Here is a 17,950-nt window from a genome sequence, read left to right as displayed (position 1 = left end):
ACAGAAAATTTATTTTAGTTCAAATTCACTTGAGGATAGAAGTTTTTGGTTTTCAAAAACGTTAAGCCTGTAGATACCTTCCTCCAAAGAGCCTTGGGGCAGGGTAATGAAGTCGCAGACGTTAGTCTCTTCTCCACTAAAAGTAAACTCTACTCGTTTACTATAAATATTACCATTTACTGCAATAGTATTGGCATTATCTTCAATAACCCGCATATTTGGGCCTAAAAATTGAAAATAAACTACCTTTTCGGCATTTAATTCATGACCGTCTGCGGCTACGGTAACACAACCGCGAAGCTTTTCTATAAGCGATGCTTTGTTTGTTTTAATAGGCTTACCGGAACGCAATCTAAAACCACTTCCTTCAGTATTTTGCAAAGCCAAATATTTCTTTGCTTTGAGCTCTTTGTTTAACTCACTTATCTTTTTTCTTTGAAGTGCTTCTGCCTCGGCAAGGGAACTACTTTTTCCCCTTAAAACCTCTATCTGCTTTTTTGTTTCCTCGTACTTATCGGAAAGTAACATATTGTTGTACCTCAAGAAATTGTTCTTAAGCTTTAAACTATCGTTTTTGGCTTCTAACCTACGTAGTTCTGTTTTGTACTCTCGTAGTTTTTCAACAGTGAAGTTTAATCGGCCAACAGAATCTAACAATTGTTGTACCCTATATTTTGAACTTTCAAGTTCAATTTCATTTACTTCATTGAGAGCTGAAAGTCTATCCACATCAGTTCTCATTATAGTAAGATCCTTAACAAGTAATTCTTTCTCCTGCTCTAGATACATGATTTGACTTCTAGACTGGGCATAGCTATAGTAAAATGCTATTAAGATACCTATAAGGACCGCAACTAGTGCAGTAAGTATTATTTTGTAGTTAAATTTAGTATCTTGAACGTCCATTGGGGCGTGTGGGGCTTTTAAGTAGGTTGCACTAAGGCAAATGTTTGGTGTTTAAAATGTTAACAAATATACTAAATGATATCAATTCCGTCTTAGCGCCAAGGGTGTGTTTTGGATGTAATGCTCATTTAAACGGAGGAGAGAAACTACTCTGTACCATTTGCCGAAACGATTTACCGCTTACCGATTACACTTTTAACGATGAAAACCCAGTTGACCGTATATTTTATGGTAGAATTAACATAAAAAAAGCAAGTTCAATGCTTTTTTTCTCTGAAAAAGGTATCGTTCGTGAGCTTATTCACCATTTAAAGTACAAAAATCAAGAAGAGGTAGGCACATTTTTGGGAGATTGGTATGGGCAAGTCTTAAAAGAAAATCATGAACTCCTAAATAGTATAGACCTCATTATACCTGTTCCTTTACACAAGAAAAAACTTAGACAACGCGGATACAATCAAGTAGCATCTTTTGCACAACGGCTGGCCTTTCATCTTAATGCTGATTATGTAGATAATATTCTAATCAAAACAGCAAATACAAAAACACAGACCAAAAAAGGAAGAATTGGCAGGTGGCAAAACACCAAAGACCTATATACGTTATCAGATCCAAGTTATTTAAAAGACAAGCGTATTCTACTTGTGGATGATGTTATCACTACCGGTGCCACTATGGAAATTTGTGCAAGAACTTTGGCACAAGCAACAAATACAACTCTGTACATTACAAGTATGGCCGTAGTGCCATAAGTGTGGAATTAAAGAAAATTAGTTGTTTCTTTGTGCTATAGTTTAGTCATATGGTCCGCCGGTTTGTAACCTTTTTATTTTTATTTATGATTGTTGCCGTATTGTGGCAATGTGCACGGAGGGGAAGCCCTACCGGAGGCCCAAAAGACCTTACTCCTCCAACCCTGACAAAGACTGAACCGGATAGTATGACCACCAACTTTAAGGCAAGTCGTATCCGACTTTATTTTGACGAGTTCATTAAACTTATAGATATCCAAGAACAACTAATAGTTTCTCCCCCTTTAAAATATCAACCAGATATTAAACCCCAAGGTGGTGCCAGCAAGTATGTTGAAATTAAGTTCAAGGATACTTTACACGAAAACACCACGTATACCCTTAATTTTGGACAGAGTGTTCAAGATAATAATGAAGGCAACCCCAGTAGTTTTTTAACGTATGTTTTTTCTACTGGAGATTATATTGATTCTCTGGGTCTTACCGGAGCCGTTAAAGATGCCTTCAAGAAAAAAGCCGATGATTTTATTAGTGTAATGCTATATAAAATTGACACTGCTTATACTGATTCTACTATTTTTAAAAGACCGCCTAATTATATTACCAATACACTTGATAGCGCGGTGATTTTCAAACTTAAAAATCTAAAGGAAGGGCAATACAGACTTTTTGCCCTAAAAGACGAAGCTAAAAATAACATGTTTGACCAGAACGTGGATAAAATTGCTTTTCTTAATGATACAATCACTTTACCCACAGATTCTACTTACGTACTTACTCTTTTTAAAGAAGTACCCAATTATAGCATGGCCGTACCGAGTTTAGTAGCTAAAAACCGCATTATTTTTGGCTATTATGGCGATGCTGAAGATGTTGTTATAAAACCAATAACGGTTATACCGGATACTGTTAAGACCAAAATATTAAAAGAAAAAAATAAGGACACGCTAAATTTTTGGTTTACACCTTATGAAATGGACTCCATAGTCTTCACGGCTACTAATGAAAGACTAGAAAAGATTGACACGTTTACGGTAAAAAGTAGAAAAGTAGATGTTGACTCCCTACGGCTAAGCCCCAATCAAAATGGATCTCTTAATTTTAACGACCCATTTTTCATTTCTGCCAGTACTCCGATCAGTGCTTTAGATTCAACCCTATTTTTCATAACGAACCAAGATTCGCTGGCAGTAGATTTTACTACCAAATTAGATACAATTGATAACAAAATTGATGTTGATTTTGAAATTGAGCCCAATCAAAGCTATCAATTAGATATATTGCCAGGTGCTATTAAGGATTTCTTTGAGCAGGCGAACGATACCATATCTTACTATTTATCTACCGGAAGCTATGCAGATTATGGTAATTTAAGATTTAATATCACAGGAGGTGAATACCCATTAATCGTTCAGTTAACGGATGAACAAGGAGTGATAAAAAGGGAGATTAAAGCCACCGAACCAAAATTGTTTGAGTTCAATAACCTTGAGCCTGCAAAATATCTGATTCGAGTGATTTTTGACACTAATGGTAATGAAAAATGGGATACAGGTAGCTTTCTTAAAAAGCAACAACCAGAAAGAATTAGCTACTACCCAGATGTTATTGAGGTACGTGCCAACTGGGAAATGGAACAAAACTTTGTTATTCCAAAGTAAAGTAATCTCTATCATTCAAGAACTTTAGCTTATTCCGAACTTCATGAATATGTTTTTTTGATAAGGAAGTGGTCACAATTTCTTCTTTTGTTGAAAACACCAATTCTTTTCCCAAACCATCAAAAACTACCGAATGCCCTGGATATTTATGTCCAACCTCATCAGAGCCTATTCTATTTACTCCAATACAATGAGTCATATTTTCAATTGCCCGTGCTTTTAGCAAGGTATCCCAAGCCGTAATTCTTGGTTCTGGCCAGTTGGCTACATAAATCAATACATCATAATCTTCCGTATTTCTTGCCCATACTGGAAAGCGCAAATCATAACAAATCATAGGGCAAATCTTGAAGCCTTTATAGTTTACGATAAGACGTTCTTTCCCTGCTTGGTAGACCTTATCCTCTCCTGCAAGAGTAAACGTATGGCGTTTATCATAGATTGAGGTTTTACCATCTGGTTCAACAAAAAATAGTCGGTTTGTATAGGCGTCATTTTCATAGAAAACAATACTTCCCACCAAGGCAACATCTTTTTCTTTTGCTTTTTGTTGCATCCAAGCTAAGGTCTTTTGTCCTTCTTCTTTTCCTATGTTCTGGGGAGACATCGTAAAACCAGTCGTAAACATTTCAGGAAGAACTATTAAATCTATATCAGAAGTAAGTGCTTCCAATTTTGTATCCAATTCTGCTCTATTGGCTTTTGGGTCTTCCCACGCTAGTGACGTTTGCACTAAAGCCACATTTAATAGTTCATCCATAGAAAAAATCAATCAAAATATACATCCATTTTATTTTCAACTGCCATGGTATACAATTGCTTTATTTGTGATTCTAAAATGCGGTCCGTAGATAGTTCCGGCAAATCATCAATATCAAAAAAAGCAGCACCTTGCATATCAAAACCATGATTAAGCTCACCTCCAGCAAGCTGACAAAGAAAGCATAATTTATAGATATAAAAAGGTTGTGGAGGATGCGGGTGAAATTGTTTATCATACACCGCCAACAGCCTCACAACAGTTGTATTTAAACCGGTTTCCTCCTCTATTTCCTTTGTGACACAAGTTGAGGGAGGATAACCAACTTCGGCCCATCCGCCAGGTATCGTCCATTTACCATCAATACTTTCCTTGGCCATTAAAATCTGATTTTTTTCGTTTAGCACAAGTCCGCGCACATCAACTTTTGGTGTGGGGTAATCTGTAACAGGCATGTAGAAATCATCCAAAACAGCTAAAGGTTTGTCAGCAACAGAAGCCATCAACTCTAAAGCAATCTGTTTGAGTTCTTCATAGCGTTCACGATTGTATTCGTCTTCAGCATACACAAGTCCCGTCTCTGCCAATGTTTTTATTCGTTTAATTTGCTCTAGTTGTTTCATCTAAATCCTATATTAATTGGCAGCACTCAATAATTTAATTAGCTCCGGCGTACCCTGATTCTCCGCATGGGCCAATGCTGTATTTCCTCTAGCATCTTTAACCGTAGTATCCGCACCATGTTCCAGTAATAACTTAGCAATTTCAGGCCTATTAAAAGTAGCGGCATAAATGAGGCATGTTCCCCCCATAGAATTTCGCTCATTTACATTGGCCCCTTTATCAATTAACATTTTAGCAATGGCAGTAAAACCTTTAAAGCAGACTCCCATTAAAGCCGTATTCCCAGAGTCATCAACAGCATCTATTTTCGCGCCACTGTTTACCAACAATTCTGCAATTTTTATATGCCCGTAGTAGGTTGCCAAAATAAGTGGCGTGGACCCCCTTTTATCTACAACATTAACTAATTCTGGATTATCGTTTAATATTAAAGCAACCTCTTCCGAGTTGCCCAAGCGTATTTCGTTAAAAAACTTATCGTTCATACTTAATATTTTATCATGATTTTTAAGGTATCATCAGAGGCCGAATTACTTCATTTTATAAATTTAAACAAAAGAGTACCAGTATGTGTTGTGTCTCTTCTATTTTCTAAAATAGATTCATCTCCCAATCAAAACTAAACCCCTAACTCTCAGCCCTAACGATAGAATTGATGTGAACAACATCTTTTTCAAAGCGATTCCATTAGTTTAATTGGCAGCATAAAACAGATTTATTGTCGTTAAACTATTCCGTTAGAAATTTTCAAATAGTTTTTTCTGACAGATTTTTCGTATATTATTCTCGTATGTATCATTGAGTCATGCTAAACGAAAATGTAAAGCTATTTGTGAAATCACGCAACTCACTGTTAAACCCTATTTTTACATAAACAACTAGAAATTGCAAACCCTTTCCATAACCTCGTTAATTAAAGATTCTCCTAGCGCAATTGCTATTTTAGATACTCAAATGCGTTTCGTAGGAAATTCCAAAGTGTGGACAAATAATTTATGTCCCAACTACGAATCTATTACAGGAAAAAATTATTTTGATGTCATTCCCCGAACGCCTGAAAGGCTAAAATCTACACTTACAAAATGCTTGAATAACGGAGAAAAAAGCCTTAATGATGGCGAGAAATTCATTTATCCCAACGGTGAAATACAATGGTTAAAATGGAAAATAAATGCATGGACCAATGCCAACAATGAAATTGGGGGCCTCATTGTTCTTTTAGAAGATGTGACCGCAGCTAGACGTCGCGAAGAACTTTATGCAAAATCAGAAAGAGTTGCCCGAATAGGTGGTTGGGAGGTTGATATGCAGACTAACAATGGGTATTGGACAGATTTAACAAAAGACATACACGAGGTTCCTAAAGATTTTCAACCCAATTTAGAGAGTGGCCTAAACTTTTATAAAAAAGGAGAACATAGAGAGAGAATTACCAATCTAGTAACCAATGCCATAACTGACGGTACCCCTTGGGATACAGAATTAATACTCATTACCGCAAAAGGAAATGAACTTTGGGTGCGAGCCAAAGGTGAGGTAGAATTTATCAATGGCAAGTGCATCCGCCTTTTTGGCACTTTTCAAGACATTGATGAGAAAAAGAAAACTGAACTCGACTTCATAAGAATAAGTAATCGGTTAGCATTAGCTACACAAGGTGCCAACGTAGGTATTTGGGAATATGATTTAATTTCAGATTCATTGGTATGGGATGACATTATGTACAACCTTTTCGGAATTGAGAAAATTGCAAATCAAACAACCTACGATACCTGGCTTAATAGTGTTCACCCAGATGATATGAAACGTAGCAATCAGGAAGTAGAAGCTGCAATATCTGGTATAAAAGACTTTGATTCACAGTTTAGGATTATTTGGCCCAATGGAGAAATAAGACATATTAGAGGCATAGGCGTAACACAAAAAAATGCGCAAGGCAAAGTAGTGAAATTAGTAGGGACCAACTATGATATTACTGAACTAAAAAACACCCAAATGATGCTCCAAAAGAGCGAGGAATCATTTCATGGTGCTTTTGAGAACTCAGATACTGGTATGGCAATAGTAGCTTTGGATGGCTCCATTGAAAAAGTTAACCAATGCCTCTGTGTAAGCCTTGGCTATAATGAAGAAGAACTACTAGCCATGAACTTTAAGGACGTGACCCATCCGGAAGATTATGATAGCGATCTTTATTTGGTAAACCAGATTCTTAAAGGCAAAAAATCTAGTTACAAGCTTGAAAAAAGATATTTTCATAAAGACGGCCATATTATCTATGGTATATTAACGGTTACAGCCGTAAAGGATACCAATGGAGAGATTCTCCACTTCGTCTCCCAAGTAACAGATATAACGCCCCGAATTAAAAACGAAAAAAAACTGAGCCGTTTAGTAGATATCACTACGGAACAAAACGATAGCCTTTTAAATTTTGCTCATATTGTATCCCATAATTTACGTTCTCACTCCAGCAACCTATCCATGTTGACTAATTTTCTAATCAAAGAAAAGAGTGATTCAGAACGTGAAAATCTTCTAGTTATGCTTCGCGGTGCGACCGATAGCCTTAATGACACCATATTACATTTAAATGAAGTGGTTCAGGTAAAGGTGGGGGCTTTTGAAAAGATGAAGAATATTAATCTTTATGACACTATTACAGATGTGCAAAAGAACCTAAGCATCTTAATACAAGAAAAAAATGCTATTTGTGAAATAAATATTCCCAGAGACCTCAAAGTTAGAGTGATACCAGCTTATTTAGACAGTATTATTTTGAACTTATTAACAAACAGCCTTAAGTATAGCTCTCCAAAAAGAACACCTTTAATTCAAATAAGCTCTAAAATAGAATCTAATGCCATTACCGTTTCTTTTAAAGACAATGGTTTGGGCATAGATTTAAAACGAAATAGCGACAAACTCTTTGGCATGTACAAAACCTTTCATCGCAATAAGGACGCTAAGGGAATTGGGCTTTTTATCACAAAAAACCAAATGGAGGCCATGAACGGTAAGATAGAAGCGGAAAGCACCGTAGATGTAGGTAGTATTTTTAAATTATATTTTGAAAAACCATTAACATAGATTGTAATTATGAACATAACAAAAATTAGAAGCGTCTGCATTATAGATGATGACCCAATCTTTATCTACGGTACCAAGCGGATTATGAATGAGGCCGATTTTACAGATGAAATCCTTGTTTTCAATGACGGTCAGGAAGCCTTTGATGCATTAAAAACTATCACAGAAAAAGGTGAAGAATTACCTTCTATGATTTTTTTAGACATTAACATGCCAATAATGACCGGATGGGAATTTTTGGATGAGTTTATAAAATTGCCTAATAATAACAGTGAAAATATTATTATCTACATCATAAGTTCTTCTGTAGACCCAAGAGACATTGAAAGAATTCAACAATATAAAATCGTTAACAATTACATTTTGAAACCAATTTCAATAGAAGACCTTCATAATATTCTCAAAAGCGTTGGTAACTAAGAGGATTTGATTAATTTAGAGGATGATGGGTAACATATCATCACTCTCAAAACCTAGCAAACCTTACCACAAATTAAATGAGTGATTTTAAAAAAGTTTGTATTGTAGATGATGATGCAATCGTTGTTTTTGGATTAAAACGAGCTATGCAAACTATGGAATTTACACCAGAGTTGCTTGTTTATGAAAATGGTCTTGACGCTATTGAAAGTTTTCAGGAAATGATTAACGCAAACGCGGCATTACCATCTCTTATTTTAATAGACATTAATATGCCTGTAATGGGCGGATGGGATTTTATTTCAGAATTGCGCGAAATTTGGCCTGAGGAAAATGAGGAACCAACCATTTATATGATGACCTCCTCTATAAACCCGCAAGACACAGAAATCGCGAAGAGCTTTAATCTTGAGAACAACTATTTGACCAAGCCCATTTACTCAGAGCAGTTAAAAACTATTCTTCTTTAAGCACAATTATTATTCCCTACTTTTTGGAGAGAAATCGTCAGGAGCTATTTTTAGTTGCTTAACTGTTCCGGCATCGCCACTATCATTAGATATTAGCCACTCTTCTATATTATAAACAGAGTTGCCTATTAGTATTTCTGCTCGCCTAACGGCACTACCATCTTCAAATTCATGGTTAGTACCCGAACCGTCTTCGCCTACTACACCAAAAACATCTATAACCGTTTCAAAAGGATCTACCAATTGTAAATTATCATCTCCATTGGAATCTGCCGGGCTATTAGTTCCCACTCCTAAATCCGGAGCAAACCCATAAACAGTTTCAAACTCGTCTGCATTTGGCGAAATCACCAAGAAACCATTCGCATTAATAGTTAAATCTGATAAATCGATTTCTGAACTCACTTCTGTATTTGCGTTGGTATAGCGTTTCAGCTTCCAGCCTTTTAAGCTTATATCTTCACCTGAAGAATTATAGAGCTCCACAAACCGTGCTGAAGCATTATTATCGGGATCGGCCAGTTCTGAAATGAAGATACTATCCGAAGTAAACTCATCTATTAATTCGGCACAACGCTCTTTGTCAAAGTTGATATCAGAAGTACTGCGGATACTAATTTGATAACTATCATTTTCCCGAAACAAGACACCTGTTACAGTTCCTCTTCCATCAGGAAGTATCTCCGACTGAAAATCGGAATAACCACTATTGGACATCACAATCTGGTTATCATTACAATCTGTCAAAATGCGTTCAGTCTCCTCACCTACTTCAGCAAAAGGCTGCCCTAACTCGGCTTCTTCAAACTCTACATCATTAAAGGTCACCAAGGTATTCGTTAATTCCTTTTTGAGGTCTGTAATTGTAATTACCGTAGGTTCAATAGCAACTTCACCATCACAAAATCTAAAAACATGTTCATTTACGATTGCGGCGGGCAACCTGCCTACCGAAACATTTCCAAAAGAAGTGAATGTTGCCCCTAATTTAAATACATCCTTACTTTTACCCAGATATAGTCCTTTAAGTTTGATTCCTATTTTTGTTCCCACGGGATAAAACAAATGAGAATCACGAACATCTATTTCAATCCTAAAACCTTCTTTTGGATTTGCAGGACTATCCTGAAAATATAGCACACTAAAAAAATTACCCTCAACATCCGAAGAAGCTACAAACCCTTCAATAATTAAATCATCCTGAATTTGCAAAGTATTCCCTTTATAGAGATTTTTAACCTCTGTATACGTGGTATTAGCTACCAATCCCGAAACACAATTATCCGATGGCACATCATAACTACGGCTCTTTACGCAACTGCAGAAGCATATGGTCAAAATGACGGTAAACTTCAGAAGTAATCTGCTTAAATTAAAATATCCTATCATAAGTAATTTCTTAAAAACTATATGCCAAGTTTAAAAAATAGGTGCGGCCGTAACCGTACCAATATTTGGGAGCAAATGATGGGGTGCCACTTAAATTATCTTGCTTGAACTGACCATAATTGCCATTCCGGCTCTGTTCGTATCCTCCCGTTCGGAACACCCCATCAAAAAGATTATTGATACTCCCAAAAACACTGATATATTTTCCTTTTTTCAACCAAGATTTACCTCCTACTAGATTTAGAAGATAAAAGTTCTCCAACGGCTTTTGGGCCAATGCTTGGTTGACATTTTCTTCCGTAGCATCTACAAATGAAAGATTTGTTTCCGGATCTAAATAAAAACTTTGGGTTCTTGTAAGCGTAGAGATATTAGCATAGTTGCTTGCCAAGTAATTAGTTGTTGCACTTACCCACCAATATTTTGGATCACGATACTCTATACCAATTGCATAAGCTTGTTGCGGACCTTGCGCCAATTTATAATCTTTAATTTTGGCTACACCCAAATCAACAGTGCCCTCAAGATTTATAAGATCCTCTTCTCTTCCTGCGGTATCAAAATTAATAGCCACATTAGGATTGCTGGCATAAACATATTTCCCTACAGCGGCCACAGCGGTTAATTTTACCGCAGACGACAATTGATACTCAAGACCTAATTCCGTGCCCATATGCAGCTTATCCAACCCCGTAAGCACCTCCTGAACAAAGTCTGACCCAACACCAGCATCTGCAAAAAAGAAATTTACATCCGTGGTGTTTTGAAAACGGGTATAAAAGCCCGTAAGCCTACCCGTTAATTTAGGGAGGCGTAAGAAATAGTTAAGGTCTACCGTGGTATTGGTTTCACTTTGAATATTAGGCACTACACTATTATTTTCCCTTGGATTGATAAAAACATTTTGAAGCACCGGCGGCCTCTTCATATACGAACCGTGAGCAGATAGCCAATGTCTTTCGGTTAGCTTATAAGTGAAACCTGATTTCACCCCATATGTCTTGAAACTAATTTCTTCACCTTCTCCTAACGAACTACCTGAATAACGGTCATTCTTAAAAAGACCTGTCCGTTGGTAATTTGTAGTCCCATATTTGGCAGACATAAAAGCACTCCACTTTTCATGGTTATACTTAAATTGAATAAACGATTCAAACTGATCGGCATTCATTCGATAGTTATAATTGAAAATATCATCTTCTCTTTTTTCAATCGAGCCTTCGCTATCATTTAGCGTATCCGAAAAGGGGTCTACATCGGCATGGAAATCTGCTCCAAGCAAATCATTTATTCTTGCATAGTTTTCAGAATCCAAGTTTTTGTAGGTCAAACCAAAATCCATTAAAAGTCTATCGGTCAGAATCAGATTCCCGACCGTATTTACGCTAATTTGAGTATCGTCAACTACATCGTCATACAGCACATAAGCTGCTTGCCCGTTTGAGTTGGCGGTATAAATTTGATTCCAATCCATTTGAGGACTATTCAACAACCCCTCTTTTGCCGTATTGGCACTTATAAAATTTGCGCCAATTGGGCTATTCGTATAAAAACTCGGGAGATATCTATAATATGTTGGGTCCGGGTTTGGAGCATTATAATACCCTAATCTACTTCTAGAGTTTTTTCCAAACTGATATGCTATACCTGTATTTAAACAAAACCTCTCCGAATTGAAATAATGATTGAACATAAAGACGGGATCCGCAATTTTACGTTCTCTAGAATTTCTGACTTTTCCGTCTTGTTCTCCCCAATATGGATTATATTTTTTACCCACCAATTCAAAAACCTCTTCGGTAATAGCAGATGAGCGTCCTCTCCGGTTTGATGCCCAAAGTGCAGTAAAATTTATACTGTTCTTTTCATTAAATTGATATTCCAAAGCGCCAAAAAATGAAAACGCATCATACAGCGTACCATCTATATAACCCTGTTTTGCCCATCTTCTTGAACCAGATACCGTATAAGCCAAACCATTTTTTTGAACACCAGATGAATATGTTGCCATTAACCGACCTGCATAAGTTCTATTAGAATATGAAGTGGACAACCTGGTACCGGGACGCAAACCTGAAGGCCTCGTATCTATATTGGTATTACCTAAAATACCGCCAAAAGTATAATCTGATGCCTCCAATCCATTCGTGAATTGTTGATTTCTGGTTACATCGTTCATTCCTCCCCAGTTGTTCCATTGAGGCCTGCCGTCATAAAACTTGTTCATAGAAATACCGTTTAAAAGAACGGTCCCGTTTTGAGAATCGTAACCACGTACACGAAAAAAAGCTTGACTGAAATCAAAAGCTGCTCTGTTCAAAAACAAGTCTCTTGTAGCTCTTAGAAGGCCAGATGAATTTGAGCTCACTTCGTCATCCAATAATTCCGAATCGCTTAACGAAATGAGATTATCGGCCTGCTCTATTTGAATATTCTGTTCTAAAGAAAGTGCACCTAAATCTAAATTTGCGTTCTCTACAGAAATAGGTAATCGCTTTACTATATAATCAGTAGCTTCAATAGATATAATATACTCTCCCTTTTGAGGAATGGTTAGGCTAAATTTTCCATCACTATCGGATTGCGCTGAAATCAAAAAGCCTTCTATACTAATTTTTGCGTTTACAATTGGTGTTTTTGACCGAAGGGAAAGAATTTCACCTTCAACTGAAAAACTCGTTTGAGCGCACATGGTACTTTGCCATAAAAGAAAAAGGATAGCAATAAGAGAAAATCGCATTAACGGGGGTTTAATGGTCGGTGAACCCAAACAAGATATCGAAAACTTGAAATGACTTGCAAAAAACCCCTACAAAATCCATCGTTTTTTCGTTAATTGGTATTTATATCTATCTGATTATATGAATTTTAGACTTATACCGCTTTTTCTTTTACTTACTTTTTGGGCAAATTCGCAGGAAAATAAATCATATCGAATTCGGACTATTGCGTTCTATAATCTGGAGAATCTATTCGATATTGAAAATGACACCCTCATATTTGATGACGATAGAACTCCAGAAGGAAAAGATCATTGGACTTTAGAACGCTACAATAAAAAACTTGACCATCTTTCACAAGTTCTCTCTGAAATTGGATCAAGTACCAGCAAAACTTCTCCTGATATCATTGGTATTTGTGAAGTTGAAAACAGAAGGGTGGTTGAAGACTTAATTAATCACCCCAATTTAATCTCTAAAGGATACGGCATTGTTCATTATGATTCACCAGATGAACGCGGTATAGACGTCGCGCTGCTTTATAAGAAGTCCGTATTTCTGCCCACCTCTTCCACTAGCCATAGATTATTACTTATTAATAACGATGACGAAAGAAATTACACCAGAGACCAGCTTATAGTAGGCGGATTATTAGATGACGAGCAACTATTCTTTATGGTCAACCATTGGCCGTCCCGTAGCGGAGGTGAGGCCAGAAGTAAGCCTAACCGCATGGCGGCTGCAAAACTCAGCAGACGTATTATAGATTCTGTTCAGCGGTTAGATGCCAATGCAAAGATTATTAGTATGGGCGATTTTAACGATGACCCCAACAATGATAGTTTCAAAAAAATTCTAAAAACTATTGGCAAGCCCAACCAATTAGAAGGTCAAAGCCTATATAACCCCATGGAAAAGTTATATAAACAAGGAATAGGCTCTCTCGCTTACCGCGATAAATGGAATTTATTTGATCAGATTTTCTTCACAGAGAATCTTTTGCATCCTGAAGAAGGGAAGTACAAGTTTTGGAAAACCAAGGTTTTTAACGCACCTTATTTAATCTCCAAAAAAGGACAGTACAAAGGATACCCACAAAGAACCTATGCTGGCGGGAGTTATACCGGAGGATATTCTGATCACTTTCCTGTTTATATGTATTTGATTAAACCAACTTCCGAAGAAGAAACTCCCGAGTAAAAACCTACACCCATTCTAAAACAGAAAGCTGCCTATTGGTTTATAAACCAATAGGCAGCTTTCTTATCTCCTGTAATTAGGTACTATTCTAATTCGGTAACTTTAATATTTCTCCATTGTACTTTAATACCTCCGCCGTCATGAATTTGAAGAGCTATAGAGCCTTCGCCCGCACCTATTATTTCATCAGTAAGGGTAATCATTTCCGTACCATTTAGCCAAGACGTAATTTGATCGCCATTCACACGTATTTTCATGGTATTCCATTCACCCATTTTAAGGGCTTTATCTTTTTCAGGGGCAGGCTTGACCAACCAACCACGACCATAAGATTCGTACACACCGCCGGTATCATTTCCTGGAGGAGCTACCTCTACTTGCCAACCACTAACTTTGGTGCCATCAACAGTTGAACGAATAAAAACACCGCTATTTCCATTGGCTTCCTGCTTGAAATCTAAAGTTAATTCAAAGTTTTTGTAATGCTCCTCAGTTCCCAAGTAGCCATACTGTTCATCAGGACCGCTTTCACATACTAGAAGACCATCTTCTACATACCATTTCTCGGTACCATAGACCGTCCAACCTTCTAAGTTTTCTCCATTAAAAAGATCTGTTTGTTGACCAAACGTAAGTGACGTAAAAATAATTAATACTGCTGTTAATGCGCTTTTCATATAATCCATTTGCTTTATTAATTGTTTGATATTAACCTAACCATTGTCCCCAAGGAATACGACTAAGTATCAACACAAGACCAAGACCATAAAAAATGGCGATACTCTTGAATTTCTTTTTACCATCTACAAACTTTTTGTGACGCGACCAGCCTATGGTAATCAAAACAATTGCAATAATATTAATGAAAGGGTGTTCTACAGCTAACAATCTAGATGCCGAATTAAGGCCGCCCATACCCAAAGCCTGAATAGCCTGAAGGCCGCTTGGAGAAACAAAATAAAGTATTAACCCTACCAATAGCTGAATGTGAGCCAAAATTAAAGTAAATAGACTTAGACGGAAATCTTTTTCAATAGTAAATATTTTATTGCCTACTAATCCCATAATAGCATTGGCTACAGCAAAGAATAAAAGAGCCAAAACAACATAAGCCAAATAAGAATGAACAACCTGAATAACTTCGTACATAATATTTTTATTTTAAGGTTTAAATGTACTGATTTTTGCGCATAAAAAACCCTGCCAACTGGCAGGGTTTTTTTTATTAGTCTATAAATTTAATATTAGAAACTATAACGAGCACTCACGTTAAAAGTTCTTCCAAATCCAAAAAATACTTTATTATCAGTAGAAATTCCTTCGTACAAAGTGTCTCCACTTTCTGCAAACGTATTCGTTAAAGATTCAGCAATATATTCAGTATTAAAAAGGTTGTTTACGTTAGCAGCAATACTTAATTTGTTGCTTCCTCCTAAACCAAAAGTATAATAAGCACCTAAGTCAAAAAGAGTGTAACTAGGTAAACGTAATGAACCTTGATTATCAGCAGAATCAAAATCTTCAGCATTCAAGAATGCATATAATCTAGATGCGTTGTAAAGATTAGCGCTGATTTTAAGATCTTCTATTGGTCTAATGATCATTTCTAAATTAGTTGTGAACTGAGCAGCATCTCCAACTTTAACACCATCTAAGAATAAAGTTACATCTGGATCAATAACATTTCTGTCATCATCTAAAGCTTGACCAAATGCATTACCTGCATATTCCCAATCACCTAAAGAAAGCATACCTCTAAATTGTACAACATTTGATGCACGGTAATCTGCTTCAATCTCGATACCTTGGTGAATTTGTTCAACACCGTTAATGTTCGCGTTACCTTCATCTCCTGTTGGGGTTTCAATACCGACCCTTTCGAATCTATCTTTCCAAGTAGTTCTGTAAAGGTTAACTTTTGCTCTAAAATCACCAAGATTAAGACCGTAACCTATTTCTAAACCAAGAATCTTTTCATTAGTCAAATCTGGATTTAAATCATTTTGAAAGTTTATATAAACTGCATCAAACTGAGGTTGTTTTGAATAATAACCAGCGTTGAAAAATACGTTGTTAGCTTCATTTAGGTTAAAGTTAGCACCACCTTTAATGTTCCCTCCTAAGATGTTCTCCCAATCTGTTTCTTGTAAAGGATCAGAATCTAAATAATTGAAATAATCGATTCTCTTAAACCCTTGATTAGAAATACCACCTTGAACAAAAGCAGATACCACATCATCGGTATATTCTAACTGTCCGAAAGCACCAGTCCATCTTACTAGACCATCATTGTAGTAGTCAATTTTTTCCTCATCATCAATGCTCTTAAACACATTTAGGATAGAACTAAAATCAGAATCTATAACATCACCTTCACGGATAACATGAGTAGGGTCATTAATATTGTCATCATCCAAATAACCGTCTGCACCTAACAAGTTATCCATTCTTCTATAGTGAATACCTTTGTAGCTTCTTAAATCTAATCCAACATCATAGCTCCACTTTTCATTAATCTGAGTATTAAAGTTAGCAATAACACCAAACCAGTTATGTGAGTTTATAGATGCTCTTCTTGCCAAACCATCTCCGAAACTTGTTGTAATATATTCACCATCACCATTTGCAGATAATTGGTAATCGTTACCATCGTAAAACGTAACCGCTTCACCACCGTTAAAACGAGAGATTAAATCGTAATCAACTTGTCCTGTTGCAGGAATTCTATATCTGCTAGAACTAGCAAAACCAAAGTTCGGTCCTGAACCAATATCACCAGTACCACCACCACGGCCAAAAGATGCGTAAGCAGAAGTAGATAATGTAGATTTTTCAGATGTTTTCCATTCCCATGTTAAAGAAACAATAGGCTTATGATAGAAGTTTCTTCTCCATCCAAATTCCTCACCATTCAAAGTACCACCGTTAAAGTTGTATTTAGCACCATATTCCAAGTGATCTGCTAAAGTTGCCACATTAAAGAAACTTGATGTTCTTTGATTGTGAACTTGAGGAGCACCTGTTAAAACAAATTGAATGTTGTGTTTCTCGTTTGGCTCGTAACCCAAACCAATGAAATAGTTGTAACCTTCAAATTCCGTACCTTGAATATAACCATCACCAGAAGTTCTACCCAATAGAATAGAAGCTGCAAAACCTTTATCAGATTTTCCAGTATTGTATGCAACAGTAGTCTTTAAGTAGCCGTCATTACCACCACCTAAAGTTACCGTACCACCTTCTTCTTGTTCGGTAGACTTTGTAATAACGTTAATGGTACCACCAACAGAAGATATTGCCAATTTAGAAGAACCTAAACCTCTCTGAACCTGCATAGCAGTAGTAACATCGCCTAAACCAGCCCAGTTACTCCAGTATACAGCTCCATTTTCCATATCGTTAACAGGAATACCGTTAACCATTACAGCAGTGTTTCTAGAATCAAAACCTCTTACGTTAACTCTACCATCACCAAAACCACCACCTGTTTTGGTAGCATAAATAGATGGAGTAGATTTAAGTATTTCAGGTAATTCTTGTGAACCTAATTTTTCTTGTATTTCAGAAGCTCTAATAGTTGAAACCGCTACTGGGGTTTCTCTATCCTTAGCTATATCGATCACACCACTTACTACTACACCTTCTAATTCTTGTGCGTTTGGCTCCAATACAATTCTACCAATATCACCGTCACTAGTGTAAGCTACTTTTTTGGAAGTATACCCAATGTAAGAAACTAAAAGCGTTCCTGCATTTTCTGTAATTTCGATTTGAAACTTACCATCAAAGTCAGTAGAGGTTCCATTAGTTGTTCCTTGAATTACCACACTAGCACCAGGTAGTGGCTCATTAAGCTCACCGTCTATTACGGTACCTGTGATAGTTCCTTGTGAAAATGCCATGGTCGTCATTAAAAATAAGACCAAAGCGAAGTACATCTTTTTCATTTGTTCAGTTT

Annotated in this window: 15 protein-coding genes; 6 read left to right on the top strand and 9 right to left on the bottom strand. The window is 36.6% G+C overall.

Translation table 11 applies throughout. The features are described 5' to 3' along the window. Window positions 1-9 precede the first annotated feature (9 nt). A complete protein-coding gene (locus tag IWB64_RS07365) occupies window positions 10-906 on the bottom strand; it encodes a hypothetical protein (RefSeq protein WP_155597866.1) in 897 nt (298 codons plus the stop codon). A 56-nt stretch (window positions 907-962) separates the two neighbouring features. On the opposite strand from IWB64_RS07365, the gene IWB64_RS07360 reads away from it, so the two are divergent. Together IWB64_RS07360 and IWB64_RS07355 are read left to right on the top strand one after the other, a co-directional pair. Further along, complete coding sequence (locus tag IWB64_RS07360) at window positions 963-1,658, top strand: ComF family protein (protein WP_194533393.1); 696 nt, start codon at window positions 963-965, stop codon at window positions 1,656-1,658. Window positions 1,659-1,744: 86 nt separating this feature from the next. Further along, the gene (locus tag IWB64_RS07355; RefSeq protein WP_226975827.1) at window positions 1,745-3,319 is read left to right on the top strand and encodes an Ig-like domain-containing protein; all 1,575 of its coding nucleotides are present in this window, start codon (window positions 1,745-1,747) and stop codon (window positions 3,317-3,319) included. On the opposite strand, the gene IWB64_RS07350 is transcribed toward IWB64_RS07355, so the two are convergent. The 3 genes from IWB64_RS07350 to IWB64_RS07340 are packed head-to-tail and all read right to left on the bottom strand — an operon-like array spanning window position 3,306 to window position 5,188. Further along, window positions 3,306-4,079: an amidohydrolase gene (locus IWB64_RS07350; RefSeq protein ID WP_194533391.1), complete on the bottom strand. Its 774-nt coding sequence runs from the start codon at window positions 4,077-4,079 to the stop codon at window positions 3,306-3,308. The genes IWB64_RS07355 and IWB64_RS07350 overlap by 14 nt on opposite strands. An 8-nt stretch (window positions 4,080-4,087) precedes the next feature. Beyond that, window positions 4,088-4,702, bottom strand: coding sequence for an NUDIX hydrolase (locus IWB64_RS07345; RefSeq protein WP_194533390.1), 615 nt, complete (start codon window positions 4,700-4,702; stop codon window positions 4,088-4,090). Between the two features lie 12 nt (window positions 4,703-4,714). Further along, the gene (locus tag IWB64_RS07340) at window positions 4,715-5,188 is read right to left on the bottom strand and encodes an ankyrin repeat domain-containing protein (RefSeq protein WP_194533389.1); all 474 of its coding nucleotides are present in this window, start codon (window positions 5,186-5,188) and stop codon (window positions 4,715-4,717) included. Window positions 5,189-5,588: 400 nt separating this feature from the next. Between IWB64_RS07340 and IWB64_RS07335 the strand changes: the two genes are divergently transcribed. The 3 genes from IWB64_RS07335 to IWB64_RS07325 all read left to right on the top strand — a co-directional run bounded on the left by IWB64_RS07335 (window position 5,589) and on the right by IWB64_RS07325 (window position 8,683). Further along, a complete protein-coding gene (locus IWB64_RS07335) occupies window positions 5,589-7,793 on the top strand; it encodes a PAS domain-containing sensor histidine kinase (RefSeq protein WP_194533388.1) in 2,205 nt (734 codons plus the stop codon). A 9-nt stretch (window positions 7,794-7,802) separates the two neighbouring features. After that, a complete protein-coding gene (locus IWB64_RS07330) occupies window positions 7,803-8,213 on the top strand; it encodes a response regulator (RefSeq protein WP_194533387.1) in 411 nt (136 codons plus the stop codon). 77 nt (window positions 8,214-8,290) lie between these two features. Continuing rightward, window positions 8,291-8,683, top strand: a complete 393-nt coding sequence (locus tag IWB64_RS07325) for a response regulator (protein WP_194533386.1) — start codon at window positions 8,291-8,293, stop codon at window positions 8,681-8,683. Window positions 8,684-8,692: 9 nt separating this feature from the next. On the opposite strand, the gene IWB64_RS07320 is transcribed toward IWB64_RS07325, so the two are convergent. Beyond that, window positions 8,693-10,072 carry a DUF5689 domain-containing protein gene (locus tag IWB64_RS07320; protein ID WP_194533385.1) on the bottom strand — a complete coding sequence of 460 codons (1,380 nt, stop codon included), beginning with the start codon at window positions 10,070-10,072 and terminating at the stop codon, window positions 8,693-8,695. Window positions 10,073-10,082: 10 nt separating this feature from the next. Further along, complete coding sequence (locus tag IWB64_RS07315) at window positions 10,083-12,812, bottom strand: TonB-dependent receptor (RefSeq protein ID WP_194533384.1); 2,730 nt, start codon at window positions 12,810-12,812, stop codon at window positions 10,083-10,085. A gap of 121 nt (window positions 12,813-12,933) precedes the next feature. On the opposite strand from IWB64_RS07315, the gene IWB64_RS07310 reads away from it, so the two are divergent. Continuing rightward, window positions 12,934-13,992 (top strand): endonuclease/exonuclease/phosphatase family protein, encoded by a 1,059-nt coding sequence (locus tag IWB64_RS07310; protein WP_194533383.1) that lies wholly within the window; start codon window positions 12,934-12,936, stop codon window positions 13,990-13,992. 83 nt (window positions 13,993-14,075) lie between these two features. Here IWB64_RS07310 and IWB64_RS07305 read toward each other — a convergent pair whose 3' ends face one another. The 3 genes from IWB64_RS07305 to IWB64_RS07295 form a co-directional block, all read right to left on the bottom strand. After that, on the bottom strand, window positions 14,076-14,669 hold the full coding sequence (locus IWB64_RS07305) for a 3-keto-disaccharide hydrolase (protein ID WP_194533382.1): 594 nt from the start codon (window positions 14,667-14,669) through the stop codon (window positions 14,076-14,078). A 31-nt stretch (window positions 14,670-14,700) separates the two neighbouring features. After that, complete coding sequence (locus IWB64_RS07300) at window positions 14,701-15,141, bottom strand: hypothetical protein (RefSeq protein WP_194533381.1); 441 nt, start codon at window positions 15,139-15,141, stop codon at window positions 14,701-14,703. Window positions 15,142-15,236: 95 nt separating this feature from the next. Then, window positions 15,237-17,939, bottom strand: coding sequence for a TonB-dependent receptor (locus tag IWB64_RS07295; RefSeq protein ID WP_194533380.1), 2,703 nt, complete (start codon window positions 17,937-17,939; stop codon window positions 15,237-15,239). Window positions 17,940-17,950 lie beyond the last annotated feature (11 nt).

Source organism: Zobellia nedashkovskayae (assembly GCF_015330125.1).
GTDB classification, from domain to species: domain Bacteria; phylum Bacteroidota; class Bacteroidia; order Flavobacteriales; family Flavobacteriaceae; genus Zobellia; species Zobellia nedashkovskayae.
This window is presented reverse-complemented; position numbering and strand designations above follow the sequence as displayed.

What these genes read in the sequence shown, in the direction of transcription:
- IWB64_RS07365 (WP_155597866.1), bottom strand. Translation starts at nt 906, where the DNA reads ATGGACGTTCAAGATACTAAATTTAACTACAAAATAATACTTACTGCA.
- IWB64_RS07360 (WP_194533393.1), top strand. Translation starts at nt 963, where the DNA reads ATGTTAACAAATATACTAAATGATATCAATTCCGTCTTAGCGCCAAGG.
- IWB64_RS07355 (WP_226975827.1), top strand. Translation starts at nt 1,745, where the DNA reads ATGATTGTTGCCGTATTGTGGCAATGTGCACGGAGGGGAAGCCCTACC.
- IWB64_RS07350 (WP_194533391.1), bottom strand. Translation starts at nt 4,079, where the DNA reads ATGGATGAACTATTAAATGTGGCTTTAGTGCAAACGTCACTAGCGTGG.
- IWB64_RS07345 (WP_194533390.1), bottom strand. Translation starts at nt 4,702, where the DNA reads ATGAAACAACTAGAGCAAATTAAACGAATAAAAACATTGGCAGAGACG.
- IWB64_RS07340 (WP_194533389.1), bottom strand. Translation starts at nt 5,188, where the DNA reads ATGAACGATAAGTTTTTTAACGAAATACGCTTGGGCAACTCGGAAGAG.
- IWB64_RS07330 (WP_194533387.1), top strand. Translation starts at nt 7,803, where the DNA reads ATGAACATAACAAAAATTAGAAGCGTCTGCATTATAGATGATGACCCA.
- IWB64_RS07325 (WP_194533386.1), top strand. Translation starts at nt 8,291, where the DNA reads ATGAGTGATTTTAAAAAAGTTTGTATTGTAGATGATGATGCAATCGTT.
- IWB64_RS07320 (WP_194533385.1), bottom strand. Translation starts at nt 10,072, where the DNA reads ATGATAGGATATTTTAATTTAAGCAGATTACTTCTGAAGTTTACCGTC.
- IWB64_RS07315 (WP_194533384.1), bottom strand. Translation starts at nt 12,812, where the DNA reads ATGCGATTTTCTCTTATTGCTATCCTTTTTCTTTTATGGCAAAGTACC.
- IWB64_RS07310 (WP_194533383.1), top strand. Translation starts at nt 12,934, where the DNA reads ATGAATTTTAGACTTATACCGCTTTTTCTTTTACTTACTTTTTGGGCA.
- IWB64_RS07305 (WP_194533382.1), bottom strand. Translation starts at nt 14,669, where the DNA reads ATGAAAAGCGCATTAACAGCAGTATTAATTATTTTTACGTCACTTACG.
- IWB64_RS07300 (WP_194533381.1), bottom strand. Translation starts at nt 15,141, where the DNA reads ATGTACGAAGTTATTCAGGTTGTTCATTCTTATTTGGCTTATGTTGTT.
- IWB64_RS07295 (WP_194533380.1), bottom strand. Translation starts at nt 17,939, where the DNA reads ATGAAAAAGATGTACTTCGCTTTGGTCTTATTTTTAATGACGACCATG.